Annotated in this window: 15 protein-coding genes; 1 reads left to right on the forward strand and 14 read right to left on the reverse strand. The window is 64.1% G+C overall.

The features are described 5' to 3' along the window. Window positions 1-2: 2 nt before the first annotated feature. The 9 genes from LDO41_RS24515 to LDO41_RS24555 all read right to left on the reverse strand — a co-directional run bounded on the left by LDO41_RS24515 (window position 3) and on the right by LDO41_RS24555 (window position 7,228). Complete coding sequence (locus LDO41_RS24515) at window positions 3-893, reverse strand: LysR family transcriptional regulator (RefSeq protein ID WP_223993045.1); 891 nt, start codon at window positions 891-893, stop codon at window positions 3-5. 11 nt (window positions 894-904) lie between these two features. Next, window positions 905-1,675 (reverse strand): type I methionyl aminopeptidase, encoded by a 771-nt coding sequence (gene map, locus LDO41_RS24520; protein ID WP_223993046.1) that lies wholly within the window; start codon window positions 1,673-1,675, stop codon window positions 905-907. Continuing rightward, entirely contained in the window at window positions 1,672-1,884 is a 213-nt protein-coding gene (locus tag LDO41_RS24525; RefSeq protein ID WP_223993418.1) for a ParD-like family protein, read from the reverse strand. The genes map and LDO41_RS24525 overlap by 4 nt, the downstream gene beginning before the upstream one ends. Window positions 1,885-1,947: 63 nt before the next feature. Further along, complete coding sequence (locus tag LDO41_RS24530; protein ID WP_223993047.1) at window positions 1,948-2,733, reverse strand: enoyl-CoA hydratase; 786 nt, start codon at window positions 2,731-2,733, stop codon at window positions 1,948-1,950. 8 nt (window positions 2,734-2,741) lie between these two features. After that, entirely contained in the window at window positions 2,742-3,881 is a 1,140-nt protein-coding gene (locus tag LDO41_RS24535; protein WP_223993048.1) for a CaiB/BaiF CoA transferase family protein, read from the reverse strand. Then, window positions 3,878-4,834, reverse strand: coding sequence for a Bug family tripartite tricarboxylate transporter substrate binding protein (locus LDO41_RS24540; protein WP_223993049.1), 957 nt, complete (start codon window positions 4,832-4,834; stop codon window positions 3,878-3,880). The genes LDO41_RS24535 and LDO41_RS24540 overlap by 4 nt, the downstream gene beginning before the upstream one ends. 359 nt (window positions 4,835-5,193) lie before the next feature. Beyond that, window positions 5,194-5,892 carry a hydrolase gene (locus LDO41_RS24545; protein WP_223993050.1) on the reverse strand — a complete coding sequence of 233 codons (699 nt, stop codon included), beginning with the start codon at window positions 5,890-5,892 and terminating at the stop codon, window positions 5,194-5,196. A 196-nt stretch (window positions 5,893-6,088) separates the two neighbouring features. Then, window positions 6,089-6,751, reverse strand: a complete 663-nt coding sequence (locus tag LDO41_RS24550; protein ID WP_223993054.1) for an SDR family NAD(P)-dependent oxidoreductase — start codon at window positions 6,749-6,751, stop codon at window positions 6,089-6,091. Window positions 6,752-6,766: 15 nt separating this feature from the next. After that, window positions 6,767-7,228 carry a VOC family protein gene (locus tag LDO41_RS24555; RefSeq protein WP_223993056.1) on the reverse strand — a complete coding sequence of 154 codons (462 nt, stop codon included), beginning with the start codon at window positions 7,226-7,228 and terminating at the stop codon, window positions 6,767-6,769. 159 nt (window positions 7,229-7,387) lie between these two features. On the opposite strand from LDO41_RS24555, the gene LDO41_RS24560 reads away from it, so the two are divergent. After that, window positions 7,388-8,326 (forward strand): LysR family transcriptional regulator, encoded by a 939-nt coding sequence (locus LDO41_RS24560; RefSeq protein ID WP_223993058.1) that lies wholly within the window; start codon window positions 7,388-7,390, stop codon window positions 8,324-8,326. Window positions 8,327-8,328: 2 nt separating this feature from the next. Here the strand turns inward: LDO41_RS24560 and LDO41_RS24565 are convergent, their stop codons facing one another. The 5 genes from LDO41_RS24565 to LDO41_RS24585 form a co-directional block, all read right to left on the reverse strand. Beyond that, the gene (locus LDO41_RS24565; protein ID WP_223993420.1) at window positions 8,329-9,249 is read right to left on the reverse strand and encodes a tripartite tricarboxylate transporter substrate binding protein; all 921 of its coding nucleotides are present in this window, start codon (window positions 9,247-9,249) and stop codon (window positions 8,329-8,331) included. A gap of 218 nt (window positions 9,250-9,467) precedes the next feature. Then, the gene (locus tag LDO41_RS24570) at window positions 9,468-10,535 is read right to left on the reverse strand and encodes a 2-aminoethylphosphonate aminotransferase (protein ID WP_223993059.1); all 1,068 of its coding nucleotides are present in this window, start codon (window positions 10,533-10,535) and stop codon (window positions 9,468-9,470) included. Continuing rightward, window positions 10,535-11,728, reverse strand: a complete 1,194-nt coding sequence (gene aepY, locus LDO41_RS24575; protein WP_223993060.1) for a phosphonopyruvate decarboxylase — start codon at window positions 11,726-11,728, stop codon at window positions 10,535-10,537. Before aepY ends, LDO41_RS24570 begins: the two co-directional genes overlap by 1 nt. After that, window positions 11,725-13,425 carry a phosphoenolpyruvate mutase gene (gene aepX / locus LDO41_RS24580; RefSeq protein ID WP_223993061.1) on the reverse strand — a complete coding sequence of 567 codons (1,701 nt, stop codon included), beginning with the start codon at window positions 13,423-13,425 and terminating at the stop codon, window positions 11,725-11,727. Before aepX ends, aepY begins: the two co-directional genes overlap by 4 nt. Further along, window positions 13,422-14,186 carry a phosphocholine cytidylyltransferase family protein gene (locus LDO41_RS24585; protein ID WP_223993062.1) on the reverse strand — a complete coding sequence of 255 codons (765 nt, stop codon included), beginning with the start codon at window positions 14,184-14,186 and terminating at the stop codon, window positions 13,422-13,424. Before LDO41_RS24585 ends, aepX begins: the two co-directional genes overlap by 4 nt. Window positions 14,187-14,204: the final 18 nt, after the last annotated feature.

The raw sequence follows: 14,204 nt of genomic DNA on the forward strand, positions 1-14,204 counted from the left end.
CGCTATCCCGGCGCGCTCTGCTTGACGCGCTCGATCAGACCCTCCGCGGCATTGGATAACCGCGCATTCCAGCGCCGGATCAACGAAATCGGATGCCGATATCCACCCGCCGGTAACCGCCGCGCCACCAGCCCGAGGTCCTTGACGAAGTCGAGCACATAACCCGGCAACACGGCGATGCCCATGCCTGATTTCACCATCGCCAGCACCGACAGCACCGTGCCGACCTCGATGGCGGAGCGATAGCTCAAACCCCGCTGCCCGTACACGCGGTCAACCGTGCGACGTGTGCTGAACGACGCGTGCATCGAGATATGTGGATACCGTGCGAGCACCTCCCACGTCAACGCGCGCTTGCGCGCGAGCGCATGGTCCGGCGTGCAGATTGCGTGGAGCGTTTCGTCGTAGAGATGCTCGATGGCGAGCTTCGGATGATCGGCCTCGATCGACACCAACCCAAAGTCGGCTTTGCCATTGACGACGTAGTCGATCGTCTCGTCCGTCGATAACTCGTGCAGGCCGATCTCGATGCCCGGATGCGCGGCATGAAACGCCGCCACCGGCTGCCGCAGCAGACCATAGGTCATCATCGGCGACGCGGCCACGCGCACCTCGCCGCTTTCCAGATCGAGCAGCGTCTGCAGGCTGCGCTCGGCCGCGTCCATGGTGCCAAGCACCTCGCACACATAAACGTAGAGCTGATCGGCCAGCTGGGTCGGCAACACCTTGCGCGTGGTGCGCTCGAACAACCGTTGCCCGACCTTGGCCTCCATCTCCTGACAAATCTTGCTGACCGCGGACTGCGTCATATGGACGGTCTGCGACGCCGCGCTGAAGCTGCGCAGCTCGTAGACCACGCGAAACACGCGGAATTCGCGAAGCGTGAGGTTCATGGCGGGATGAACTACTGATGCGGGATGCGTTCGTCCGAACGCAGAGTCAGAACGCGAACGCCATTTCCCGTGACAGCCACCGTGTGCTCGAACTGGGCGGACAGTCGCCCATCGCGGGTCACCACGGTCCAGCCGTCGTCCTCGGTAAACACCGCATGCCGCCCCTGGTTGATCATCGGTTCGATGGTGAAGACCATCCCTTCGCGCAGCGTCAGGCCGGTATGCGGCTTTCCCCAATGCAGGACCTCTGGCGGCTCATGCATCTCGCGCCCGATGCCGTGTCCGCAATACTCCTTCACAACCGAGTAGCCGCTTCTGCGCGCATGCGTCTCGATCGCATGGCCTACATCCCCAAGTCGCGCGCCCGGACGGACCGCCTGTATTCCCTTCCACATCGCTTCGTACGTTGCCTGCACGAGTCGCTTCGCGGCTGGAGAGACCTCGCCGACAAGGTACGTCTTGCTGGAGTCCGCGATAAAGCCGTTCTTCTCCAACGTGATATCGAAGTTCACGATGTCGCCGTCCCGCAAGATTTCCGCCGTTGATGGAACGCCGTGGCACACCACGTTGTTGCAGGACGCATTCAGGGCGTAAGCGTATCCGTACTGCCCTTTGCTGGCCGGACGAGCGTCGAGATCATTCACGATGAAGCTATCCACGAGGTCGTTGACCTGCATGGTGGACATGCCAGCGAGGTCGAAGCGATCCAGATACGCGAACACGTCCGCCAGCAGCTTCCCCGACTCGGCCATCAGGGCGATTTCCTCGGGTCGCTTCGTCACGCCGAAGCCACCTTCAGATGTTCCGGTGCTACCCCTGCCGCGCGCAATTCACGCGCAACGATCTCATTGAAGCTTTGCGTGGGATTTGTCTCGCACAGCATGCCGATCTTCAACCAGAAGGCGGCTTGCGCGTTGATGGACCGGCACGACACGCCGCTCGCTTTCCGCAGCTGGTCGTGCAACTCGTCGTCGATGTTCACGATGCCCATGATTTCTTCCATATATGAAACATATACGAATCATATAATGAAGCCCCGCCACGGCGCAAGCGGCTACGCCAGCTTCTTGCTTGCCGCCTTCCGCTCGAAGAACCGCGTCATATACGCATCGGGCTCCGGCCCCGCATACGATTCGCCGAACATCGCGATGCTCGTCTTGAGCCCCCGCTCGATCGATGGGTCTTCCCACGCGCGCAACAGGGCCTTCTGCGTGCGCATCGCGACCGGGCCGCCTTCGAGCAATTCGCCGACGGTGTGCGCGATGGCATCGTCGAGCTTGCGGTTCTCCACCACCTCGTTGAGGAAGCCCCATGCCTGAGCGCGCGTCGCGTCGATCGACGCGCCGGTCAGCAGCAGCCAGCGCGTATTGCCCTCGCCGATCAGCCGCGACAGCAGGTTGGCGTGAATCACTGACGGAATCCCGATGCGCACTTCCGGCATCGCGAAATGCGCATCGGTGTCGGCGATGCGAATGTCCGCCGCCGCGGCTAACTCCAGCCCGCCGCCCATGCACCAGCCCGACAGCCGTGCGATCGTCGGGACGGGGAAGTCACGCACGGCTTCGCACAGGTCATGGAGCCGCGTGATGAATGCCACGGCCGTGTCGGGCTGTAGCTTCGCCAGCTCCTTGATATTGGCGCCACCGATGAATGCCTTGTCGCCGGTGCCACGCAGCACCAGCACGCGGATGTCGGCGTTGCGCGCGAGCGCGCGTAGGGTGCGCGTGAACTCGACGATGGTGTCCGAGTCGAGGATGTTCAGCGAGGTGCCATTGGCAATCTGTAGCGTGGCCACGCCACGATCGTCGATATCGAGGGTCAGGTGTCGGAGGTCTTGCATATCGAAGCTCATTCGGTAGGGGTACGCGGCGGCAGTGCCGGCGCCGGTTGCGCAACTGATGTAGCGGCCGGCGAGCGGAAGCGCGCGGCCACGTGACGCTGGTGTGGATCACGTTCGTCGAAGAAATCCACCGCGCGCAGTTGTGGATCGTCGAGTAGGTCCTCGACGCGGTTGACGCGCGCGCACGGGATATCGGCCGACTCGAGCAACGCCAGCCATGCTTCGCTGGTGCGCGTGACCAGCACCTCGGCAAGGTATCCGTAGATCGTGTCGTAGTTGTCCGCGCGTGCGGCAGCGGTCTGGAAGCGCGCGTCGGCCTCGAACGTCGGCAACTCGCCGATCGCCTCGAAGAACGCGCGCCAGTGCTTGTCGTTGTAGACCACGGCGGCGATATAGCCGTCCTGGGTGCGATACGGGCGGCGATACGGCGTCAGCAGCCGGCTATAGCCCATCGGCCCCGCTGGCGGCTCGAACGAAGCGCCACCGAGGTGATCGCCCAGCACGAACGCCGCGATCGTCTCGAACATCGACACGCGCACGAAGTCGCCTTCGCCGGTTTGCTGACGGCGATACAGCGCGGCAAGAATCGCGTGTGCCGCGGTCAGCCCAGTCACGCGGTCCGCGATCAGCGTGGGCACGTACTGCGGCGCGCCGCCGGTCTGGCGCGCGAACAGATCGGCCAGCCCGGTCTGGGCCTGAATCACGTCATCGTAGGCCGCGCGGCCGTGCAGCGGGCCGCCTTCGGCGTAGCCAGTCAGCTCGGCATAGACGATCGAGGGATGCAGCACGCGCACCGATGCCTCATCGAGCCCGAGCCGACGCATGGCCTGTGGCCGCACGTTGTGCACGAGCACATCAAACCCGGGCAGCATCGCGCGCAACGTCTCCTGATCGTCGGGGCGCTTGAGATCCAGCACCAGCGACTGCTTCCCTTGATTCGCGTGCAGGAACATCGCGCCCATGCCCGGCTCGCGCTTGGCACCCGCGTGACGCATGACGTCGCCTTCGGGCGGCTCCACCTTGACCACTTCCGCGCCGTAGTCGGCAAGGATCTGCGTGCAGACCGGGCCCATGATCACCGACGTCAGGTCCAGCACGCGCACGCCAGCCAACGGTCCGGCGCGCTGCTTGTCACTGCCTTGTGTCATTGCTGCTCCACACCAGCCTTGGTCGCGCGCGATACCCAGATGTCGCGCTGCGCCACGGCAAATGCCGCATGCTCCTTCGGCGAGTTGGGGCTGGCCACCATGCCCAGCGTCGCGAGCTTCTCGGCCACCTGCGGCCGCGCCAGCGCAGCATTGACGGCCTTGTTCCAGCGCTCGACGATCGCCGGCGGCGTGCCGGCCGGCGCGGCCAGGCCCACCCACACCACGAGGTCGAAGTCCTTGTAGCCGGCCTCCGCCATGGTCGGCACGTTGGGCAGTTCGGGCAGACGCTTCGGCGTGGTGATCGCCAGGCCGCTGAGCTTGCCCGCGCGCAGGAAGCTCATAACCACCGAGGTATCGGCCAGCATGTAGTCGATCTGGCTACCCAACAGATCCGTCACCGCAGGCGGCTGGCTCTTGTAGGGGATGGCATCGGACGGCGCATGCGCGATTGTCGAAAACGTCGCGGCCGCGATCTGCGCGGAGCCGCTGCCATAGCCGTAGCGCAGCTGGTTCTTCTGCGCGTACGCCGACAGATCCTTCGCGGACTTGTAAGGGGCATCAGGACGCGTCACCAACACCATCGGAATCGTCGCGATGCGCGACACATGCACAAAGTCTTTCACCGGGTCGTAGCCCGGCTGCTTGTACAGCGCACCAATACCCGAATGCGTGGCGCTGCTGGTCAGCAGCAGCGTGTAACCATCTGCAGCGGACTTCGCGACGTAGCTCGAACCAATGATGCCATTCGCACCGGGCCGGTTGTCGACCACGATGGTCCCCAGCGATTCGCGCACTTCCTCCGCAATGATCCGCGCCGCGGTGTCAGACGCGCTACCCGCGCTGAATGGCACCACCAGCTTGATCGGCTTGTTCGGATACGCATCACCCTGCGACCACGCAGGCTGAACAAACACCGCCGACAAAACCGCGGCAGCGAGAAAGGCTTTCTTCATGGCATGTCTCCGTATAGATCTTCTTGCTCTGATGGAGTCATGCTAAGCGCACGGCAATGATGCTTACAAGCGAATGGTTCTCATAGATTTATCGTGGAATGGAATGAATCTGCCGGCCGTCGGTGAGCGCTTGTTGAACGTACTACGAGCGACCAACGCGCAAACTGCCAGTGTTCCGGCCAGTACGCCGAGGGACGACGAGGTGTGGCCGTGAGATGAGAATCCCGTCGCGAAGGCGACGGCGGCCGTTTCCAGCTTGCGACCTAGGTTGTTGTTGCGTGTCATAGCGTTTGCCGCCCTTCGCGTGCGCTCATCAAAGGGTGGCGCGACTTTCCATGCCGCGCCACCGATCGTGGATATCAGTACTCGGTCACCGGAGCGTGGATGGGTGCAATCGATTGGTGCGGGGTCTGGGTACGCTGGGCGGCCTTGTGGACCATCGTGTAGGCGTAATCGATGCCCATGCCATAGGCGCCCGAGTGTTCCTTGGCCAGACCCGTCACGGCGTCGTACGTTTCCTTGTTCTTCCAGTCGCGTTGCCACTCGAGCAGGACCTGCTGCCAGGTGACCGGCACCACGCCGGCCTGGATCATGCGCTGCATGGCGTAGTCGTGCGCTTCCTTGGTGGTGCCTCCCGAGGCGTCGGCCACCATGTAGATCTCGTAGTCGCCTTCCAGCATGGCGCTCAGGGCGAACGTCGTGTTGCAGACTTCGGTCCACAGACCCGCCACGACGATTTTCTTGCGGCCGTTCGCGGCCAGCGCGTCGCGCACCTTCTGGTCATCCCACGAGTTCATCGAGGTGCGTTCAAGCGTCTGCTTGCCTGGGAACACGTCTAGCAGTTCGGGGTAGGTGTAGCCGGAGAACGAATCGCTTTCCACGGTGGTGATGGTGGTCGGCACGTCGAAGATCTTCGCTGCCTTGGCCAGGCCCACGGCGTTGTTCTTCATGGTCTGGCGGTCCATCGACTGCACACCGAAGGCCATCTGGGGTTGATGGTCGATGAAGATCAGTTGGCTGTTGCGCGGGGTCAGGACTTGCAGCTTGGCGTTCGACATGGTTCTCTCCGGAATAAAAAAGTACTTCAATAAGTTTGGGGTTATGTTGGACGGCGCTGGCTTCGCTTTGTTTGCCTGACTGCGTTGCCGCGCTGTCCATGTGCTGAACTATAGCGATCGCCGACCCGGAGAAGGTCGGCTATCGCTGTCATAGTTATTCAAAATAATTGAATATTCGTCACATCGTTTCAAGCGATCAGCCGTACACGATCTCCGGCGTCCATGCGTCTTGCGGTTCCGCGTGCAGCTGCCAGAATGCATCGGCTACCGCCCGCGTATGGACGGAGTCCGGGCTGACCAGCGTGCTGACGGTCACCGCGGCAAGGTGGATCCCGCGCGCCTGCATCGGTTCGAACAAGGCCAGCGCAGCGGCACGCAAGCCCGCTTTGCCAGTGCTGAGCGTCAGGAACTGCGGCGAAGGCTGAATGCCCAGCCCCCCGCCCGTGACCAGAATGCTTCCACCACCGTTATGCTCGATGGCCTCCCCCGCGGCGCCAATCGCAGCGAGCGCGCTCGTGATATTCACGTGAACGTCCGAGACCAGCGAGGCGACCGTCTCGTCCTCGAGCGTGCGCGTTTGCAGCTCACCATCGGCGCTGTAATGCAGCACGCCTGCGTTGTAGTGCAGCACCGTCAGCCTTTCGCGATAACGCTGGACCAGCGCCGCAACCGAGAATGGATCGGCCGCATCCACGGTCTCGAACGCGATATCGCCGATGCCGGCTGCCTCCGCATGCGCACGCAGCCGCGCCGGGTTACGCGAAGCCACCACGATGCGGTAGCCCTCGCGCGCGAAGCGCTCGGCCGTGGCCAGACCGATGCCCGGTCCGGAGCCGATTTGCAGAAAGGTCTTGGTCATGTCGATCTCCCGGAATCAAGCCACAACATCAGCGAGTTCGATCAGGTTGCCGAACGGGTCGGCAATAAACGCGAGCCTGCGGCCGATCACGGGCAGCTCGAACGGTTCGGTCACGATCTGCACACCACGACGACGCAGCTCGGCGACCGTGGCATCCATCTCGTCGACGTTGATGCAGAAGTGGTGGTAGCCAGCCAGACGCAGACTGTCGCCGAGATCGCTATACGTGGGCTTCGGGATCGGCAGCGGTTCCCCATCGCCAAGAATCTCGATGAAGAACTCATTGTCATTGGCGGGTGCCAGATAGGCCAGCCGCTGATCGGCATAGGTCCAGCGATGGGCCACGCGAAAGTCGAGCATTTCGGTGTACCACTGCACCGCGATATCGAAGCTCGGCACGCGCACGGCGACATGGTGGCCCTTCATTGAAGCGAGTGGGCTGCTGGTGTTCTCAGCGGGAAGGTTGACGACGGACATGGTGTGACTCCTCGGCGTTGATCGTTTTGCAGTCGCGTCAGTGCGACTGCGGTGGTCGAAGAGTAGGTCCGCGGGCGCCGCTTGAGAATCGACGCACGGTTGTTGGAATATGAGCTACAGGTTCATAATCGACGCGTCTTGTTCCCGCCGATCCATGCCATGCCAACCGCAAGAAAGCTGTCTGCTCCCGCGCCATCCACCGTCAGCCTTCCTGGCCTGATCGCATTCGACAGCGTGGCGCGCCACCTGAATTTCACGCGTGCGGCCGCCGAGATGGAGATCACACCAACGGCGATCTCGCGCACCATCAAACAGTTGGAAGCGTCGATGCGGGTCCGGCTGTTCAACCGGACCACGCGAAGCGTGTCGCTGACCGAGGCTGGTACGCAACTGTTGGAGACACTGGCGCCGGCGCTCGATCAGATCCGCCGTTCGGTACAGGAGGTCGGGGACGCGTCGAGCGCCCCGCGTGGGCAGCTACGCATCAATACGTCATACGTGGCCCACTCCGCGCTGCTCCAGCCGCATCTGCGCGAGTTCATGGCGCTGTACCCCGACCTGACCGTCGAGATCAGCGTCGAACACGGCCTCAGCGATATCGTCGCGGGAAGCTTCGATGCGGGTCTGCGATTGGGCCGCGCATTGCAGAAGGACATGATCGCGGTACCCATCGGCCCGCCACAGCGACTATTGGTGGTCGGCGCTCCGGCCTACGTCAAGGCGCACGGAAAACCGAAGCGTCCCGACCAGTTGCTGCAGCATGACTGTATCCGCCAGCGCATTGGCAATCGCGGCCAATTCCTGCCGTGGGAGTTTCGCGCGGGTAGCGAACCGTTGACGATCAACATACAGGGCCGGCTCATTTTCAGTGAGATGCGCACCGTGCTGGATGCCGCATGCGACGGTAGCGGTCTGGCCTTCGTCTTCGAACAGTTCGCGCGCAAGGCGCTGGAGGAGGGCCACGTGGTGCCGCTCCTCGAAACCTTCACGCGCCCGCGCGAGCCGTTCTACCTGTACTACCCAAATCGCGCGCAGATGCCGGGAAAACTGCGCGCGTTCCTGCAGTTCTTTCAGGACAAGGGGCGTGTGGTCCCGTGACATCAATCCACCGTCGCACCCGACGCCTTGACCACCTTGCCCCACTTGTCAATCTCGCGCGCGATGAACTTGCCCGTGTCTTGCGGCGAGGTCCACGTGGCGGCGAAACCCTGCGTGGCAAAACGCGCGCGTACGTCTTCCTGCGTGAGCACGGCCTTGAGCGCTTCGCTGAGCTTGGTGACCACTGCTGGCGGCGTGTTGGCCGGCACGAGCAGGCCGTTCCAGGCGGTGGCTTCGTAGCCGGTCACGCCGGCCTCCGCCATGGTCGGAACGTCGGGAGCGGCAGGCGAGCGCGTGCTGCCAGTCACGGCCAGCGCCTTGAGCTTGCCATCGCGCACGAACGGCATCGACGACAACATCGTGTCGAACATCACGGTGGCCTGTCCGGCCATCACATCGGTCAGCGCGGGCGCGCTGCCCTTGTACGGCACGTGCGTCATCTTCACGCCAGCCATGGTGTCGAACAACTCGGCGGCGAGGTGTGTCGATTGGCCGTTGCCTGAACTCGCGAACGTGATCGTGCCGGGCTTGGCCTTCGCCAGAGCGATCAGCTCCGCCACGTTCTTCGCGGGCGTCGACGGCGCGGTTACCAGCACGAGCGGTCCGCTCGTCAGCATCGATACCGGCGTGAAGTCCTTGCTGGTGCTGTATCCGGGCTTGGAGAACAGCGTCATGTTGATCGCATGCGCGGTGGTGGCCACGAGCAACGTGTAGCCGTCGGGCGCGGCCTTGGCCACGGTGTCGGCACCGATATTGCCACCGGCACCGGGACGGTTATCGACGACGATGGTTTGCCCGAGGCGTTCGGAGAGCTTCTGCCCGACCACGCGCGCGACGATGTCCGTGGGACCACCGGGCGGATAGGGCACGATCATGCGGATCGGCTTGGTTGGCCACTCCTGAGCCACCGCCGATGACACCATCGACAGGGACCAGAGTGGCACCAAGGCTGCGGCCACGAGGGGCCGCAGGAAATACATGCGTTGGGGGGTCATGCGCTCTCCTGACTCGCTGCGGTTTTGCGGGATGAAACAACATCGGAAGCGTAATGAGAGGGCTTATAAGCGCCCTCGCGCATCGATGTCACTTTGCACCGCATCAAAGTTTCGTCGCTCGAAACTTTGGCGAGTCGGAGTGGCCTTTACTGGCGAATGAGTTCGCGAAAACCCTGAAGCAGGCGGTTCATGTCATCCGCCGTCAGTGCGCCCATCGTGGAAATACGGAACAGTTCCGACGACAGTCCGCCCTGCCCCGCGTAGATCACGAAGCCGCGCGTCTTGAGGCCGTCATGCAACTGCTCATACGTCACGCCCGCAGGCAGACGATACGCGCGCAGCACCACTGACGATTGCGTCGGCGCCCACAGCGGCTCGATGCCGAGTTCGGCCAGCCCGACGCGCACCTGCTCCGCCAGCGCCGCATAGCGCTGATGACGCGCCTGCCAGCCGCCTTCGTCCTCGAACTCTCGCAGGGCTTCCACCAACGCGTAGAACGCATGCACCGAGGGCGTGAACGGCGTGTTGCGCTGATCCTGCAACTTGGCCATGCGGCCGAGGTCGAGGTAGTACGCACGCTGCGCGGCCTTGGTCAGCGCCTCGCGTCGCACGACGACGAACGCCGCGCCCGGTACGCCGTGCAGGCACTTGTTCGCCGTGGCCGCTACTGCGTCGATGCTGCCCGAGAAATCGATCGCCTCGGCACCGAAGCTGCTCACCGCATCGACCAGCAGACGCACGTTGCGCGACTGGCACAGCGCATCGATCGCCGGCAGGTCGTTGAGACGGCCCGTGGTGGTTTCGTGATGGATCACGGTAACGTGCGTGATCGACGGATCGGCGTCGAGCGCCGCCGCGATACGCGCGAGGTCCGGCACGCTCTTCCAGTCGTGCGTCACCAGCGTATGCTCGATACGGTATTGCGTCGCGATCTGTGCGATGCGCTCGCCGTACACACCGTTCTGCACGATCAGCAGCTTGCCCTGCGCGGGCACCAGCGACGCGATCATGCTTTCCACCGCGGCGGTGCCCGAGCCGGTCATCAGCACGGCCGACCATTGCGCGGGCTCGAGCCCGTACACCTTCAGCAGGCGCGCGCGCGCTTCGTCCTGCAAATCGAAGAACTCGCCTTCGCGATGGCACAGATCGGTCTGCAACAGGCTCTTGCGCACGCGCTCGCTCAGCGTGACAGGGCCCGGGTTCAGCAACAGCATTATTTCGCTCCTTGGTCAGTGCGACCCTGGTCAGCGCCGATTTGACGCGCGAGCCGGGTCTTCACCTCCACCGGCGTCACGGTGGGACGCGGCAGCCCGTCGGGGGTGCCTGCGCGAATCGCCAGGCGCACGAAACGCGTGCCGTCGGCCGGCGGCGCAGACAAGACCTCGTCAATCAGTTCCAGACGATCGCCCTCGATCGCTGACGCATAGCCGCACGCAGCAGCCACGCCCGCGAACGACACATTGCGCGACACCGTCGCCTGACCGCCAGTGGAATCGTGCGCGCCGTTGTCGAGCAGCACATGCGTGAGGTTCGACGGACCGTACGCGCCCAAGGTCGCGAACACGCCCATGCGCATCAACGCGGCGCCATCGCCATCGACGGCCACCACCTTCAGATCCGGGCGCGCGAGCGCGAGGCCCAGCGCGAACGGCGTCAGGCAGCCCATCGAGCCGACCATGTACAACTGGTTCGGCCGATCGTCGAGCGCATAGAGTTCACGGCCACAGAAGCCCGTGGAGGCCACCACCACCGTACCTTCCAGCGGGGTATGGGCGATCACGCGCGCGAGTGCATCGCGGCGCGTCGGCAGATCCGCCTCTGGCACGTCGTGCCATGCGGACTGCGCAACGGCCTTCGCGCGCGCCGGCAATGCCGGTTGCGAGGCCAGCGCGTACGGTGCCACGCTGCCCTTCTGCATGATCAGCGCGTACGGACGGCCAGTGCTGTCCATATGCGCGATCGCGCGGTCGAGTGCGGGACCGACGGCATCGGCCTCGGTCGGAAACAGCTCCCATGGGATGTCCATGGTGTCGAGCATCGCCGGCGTAATCGGGCCCATCAGCGCGTGCTGCGGCTCGTCGGAAGCGCCGCCAGGCTGGCCGCGCCACGTGACGATCAACAGTTGCGGCAGGCGGAAGGTCCACGTCAGCGATGTGAGCGGGCTCACGGCATTGCCGAGGCCCGAGTTCTGCATCATCGTGACGCCGCGGCGACCCTCGCGGGCCCCCTGCGTAACACCCGCGATAAACGCCACCGCATCGCCCTCGTTGGCCGCCGACACGTACTGCAACGTCGGATCCTGCACCACGTAGTTGATGAACGGCGTCAGGTACGAGCACGGCACGCCCGCGTACCATTCGAAGCCGCGCTTCCGCGCGGCCTCGACGAACTCGACCGCCTCGATCATCGGGCGCCCTCGCTGCCGGAACCGGTGGCGAACGGCGTCTGCGAATGCGCGAAGTCACCCGCGAGGCGGAAGTCCTCGAAGTCGTTCACACCGCGCCAGTGGCCGTGCACGTAGGTCACCGCCACTTCCTCGCCGGCCGCGACCAGCGCGTTGAGCAGGTCGGGGATGTCGAGGGAATCGAAGTCCGGACGCGCGCCCAGCTCGCCCAGCAGCTTCTTCAGCTTGGCCACGCCTTCGCCGCGCACGTTCAGAAGGCCGATCCAGCGGCCGTGAGGCTTGCCGTCGCCACCGTTCTCGTCATCCGAGACCTTGCGCAGCGTGATCTTCTGGCCGAACAGATCGCGATCGTCGGCCGCCGAGGTCCACACGAAGTCGCGCACGCTCTGGTTCGAGGCCGCCTTATCCGACGATTGCGACGAATCGACCACCACGGTGAACGGTGCGTCGCTCTCGACGAGGTCGCGCAGGATATAGCTGCGGAACAGCAGATCGCCGTAGGCAATCACGGTGTCGCCCTCGAGCGCGTTGGCCGCGCACGCGAGCGATGCAAGTTCACCGGTCTGGGCATGACGGTCGTTGACCGTGAGCTTGATCCCCGCGGCATCGATCGCCTGGGCCTGATAGCCGCCCACCACGGTGATGTCGTTGATGCCCTGCTTCTTGAAGCCATCGACGAGATGACGCAGCAGCGGCTTGCCAGCGATCGGCAGCATGACCTTGGGCTTGTCCTCGGTCAGCGCCTCGAGGCCCTTGCCACGGCCGGCCGCGAGCACCACGGCCGCGCCCGGGCCCGAGCCGCCCGACAGGTAGATCTTTTCGGCTTCCGAGTACTCGTCCGCATCCTGCAGGCGGAAGATCTCGTTCACGGTAGCGATGCGGTCTTCCACATTGACCAGCGTCTCGTTCTCGTAGATGTCCTTCGCCACCGCCTGCATCGACGATGCGGCCACGCGGATCAGGTGATTGGCCCAGATCACGAGGCTGATGCCAGCCTTGCGATACGCTTCCGTCGGCGTGCTGTAGTACTTCGTCGGCACGATCACGATCGGGCAGCGGCCGGCCCACTCGCGCGCGAAGGTCAGGATCTCGTCCGCCTTCGACAGCTTGCTGTGGATCAGGATCGCGTCGGCGCCGGCCTGGTGATAAGCCTCGGCGCGGCGCAGCGCTTCTTCCATGCCCCAGCCCGCGATCAGTGCTTCCACGCGCGCGACGATCGAGAAGTTGTCGTCGGCCTGCGAGTCCTTGCCGGCCTTGATCTTGCCGCAGAACTCGTCCATGTCGGCCAGCGGCTGACGCTCACCACCGATGAAGCTGTTGGTCTTCGGGAACTGCTTGTCCTCGATACAGACGCCGGCGATGCCACGCTGTTCGAGCTTGCGCACCAGGCGGCGCATATTGTTGAAGTTACCGTAGCCGGTGTCGCCGTCGAGCAGGATCGGGAGATCGCTGGCGTCAGCCATGAACTCGAGGTTGTCGACCACCTGGGTCCAGCTGGCCTCGTTGTTGTCACGCACACCAAACTGCGCGGAAATGGCCAGGCCCGAGGCCCAGATACCCTTGAAGCCCGCCTCGCGCACGATGCGCGCGGACAAGCCATTGTGGGCTTCCATGATGAATTCGAGGTCGTTGCTCTGGAGCATCTGGCGCAGACGGGCCGCGCGCGAGGTCGAAAGCAGGTTCGGGTCGATGGCGTTCATTGAGCAGCTCCTACAGGTCGCGTCAGTTGGGGCAGGACTTCTTGGGCGGCGCGTGTGACATCGCCAGGGAAATCGATTTCAATCCAGGGGGCACCGGTCACGTCGGCGGTATCGAACGTGTGACCACCCTCCAGCAGCAGATCGCGCACCGCTTCTTCATGCGGCATCTTGGCGCGACCGCCGTTCACATAATCGGCCACGATCTCGGCCAGACGGCGCGCGGTCTTCTCGTCGAAACGGAAGAAGCCGACCGACTCGCCGATGGTGTCGTACTCGAGATCCGCCATCAGCTGCTTGCGCAGTTCCACGGGCACGCCGTTCTTCAGGCACAGCTTGACGGGCTCGTCGCCCGCCTCGAAGTCACGGTCGATCAGCAGACGGTTGGTGGACTCGCCCGCGACCAGCGCGTGGAGGATGCGCTCGTCGTAGAGCACATCCGCATCCATCAGCAGCACATCGCCGCCGCGCGTCATGGCGTCCGCCACGGTATGCACGGTCAGCACGCTGCCGAGGTCGAAACGTTCATTGATCACGATCTCGGGACGTTGGGCCAGCCCGAGGCGATCGACCTCGGCTTCCACCTGCTGTGGCTCGAAGCCGAGCGCGAGCACGATGTCCTGCACGCCCGCTGCATTCAGCATGCGCACATGCCGCTCGAGCAGCGTGGTTCCGTCGAAGCGCAACAGGCACTTGGGGAACTGTGCCCCCGCCTGCTGCTGCAAGCGCAGGCCAAGGCCCGCGGCAAGAATGATTGCTCGCATTGTTGTATTACTCGCCAG

Source organism: Cupriavidus pampae, from assembly GCF_914271485.1.
In the GTDB taxonomy this organism is placed as follows: Bacteria; Pseudomonadota; Gammaproteobacteria; order Burkholderiales; family Burkholderiaceae; genus Cupriavidus; species Cupriavidus pampae.

Excerpts from the sequence above, each read along its gene's own strand:
- LDO41_RS24515 (WP_223993045.1), bottom strand. The coding sequence starts at position 893 with ATGAACCTCACGCTTCGCGAATTCCGCGTGTTTCGCGTGGTCTACGAG.
- LDO41_RS24525 (WP_223993418.1), bottom strand. The coding sequence starts at position 1,884 with ATGGGCATCGTGAACATCGACGACGAGTTGCACGACCAGCTGCGGAAA.
- LDO41_RS24530 (WP_223993047.1), bottom strand. The coding sequence starts at position 2,733 with ATGCAAGACCTCCGACACCTGACCCTCGATATCGACGATCGTGGCGTG.
- LDO41_RS24535 (WP_223993048.1), bottom strand. The coding sequence starts at position 3,881 with ATGACACAAGGCAGTGACAAGCAGCGCGCCGGACCGTTGGCTGGCGTG.
- LDO41_RS24540 (WP_223993049.1), bottom strand. The coding sequence starts at position 4,834 with ATGAAGAAAGCCTTTCTCGCTGCCGCGGTTTTGTCGGCGGTGTTTGTT.
- LDO41_RS24545 (WP_223993050.1), bottom strand. The coding sequence starts at position 5,892 with ATGTCGAACGCCAAGCTGCAAGTCCTGACCCCGCGCAACAGCCAACTG.
- LDO41_RS24550 (WP_223993054.1), bottom strand. The coding sequence starts at position 6,751 with ATGACCAAGACCTTTCTGCAAATCGGCTCCGGACCGGGCATCGGTCTG.
- LDO41_RS24555 (WP_223993056.1), bottom strand. The coding sequence starts at position 7,228 with ATGTCCGTCGTCAACCTTCCCGCTGAGAACACCAGCAGCCCACTCGCT.
- LDO41_RS24560 (WP_223993058.1), top strand. The coding sequence starts at position 7,388 with ATGCCAACCGCAAGAAAGCTGTCTGCTCCCGCGCCATCCACCGTCAGC.
- LDO41_RS24565 (WP_223993420.1), bottom strand. The coding sequence starts at position 9,249 with ATGGTGTCATCGGCGGTGGCTCAGGAGTGGCCAACCAAGCCGATCCGC.
- LDO41_RS24570 (WP_223993059.1), bottom strand. The coding sequence starts at position 10,535 with ATGCTGTTGCTGAACCCGGGCCCTGTCACGCTGAGCGAGCGCGTGCGC.
- aepY (WP_223993060.1), bottom strand. The coding sequence starts at position 11,728 with ATGATCGAGGCGGTCGAGTTCGTCGAGGCCGCGCGGAAGCGCGGCTTC.
- aepX (WP_223993061.1), bottom strand. The coding sequence starts at position 13,425 with ATGAACGCCATCGACCCGAACCTGCTTTCGACCTCGCGCGCGGCCCGT.
- LDO41_RS24585 (WP_223993062.1), bottom strand. The coding sequence starts at position 14,186 with ATGCGAGCAATCATTCTTGCCGCGGGCCTTGGCCTGCGCTTGCAGCAG.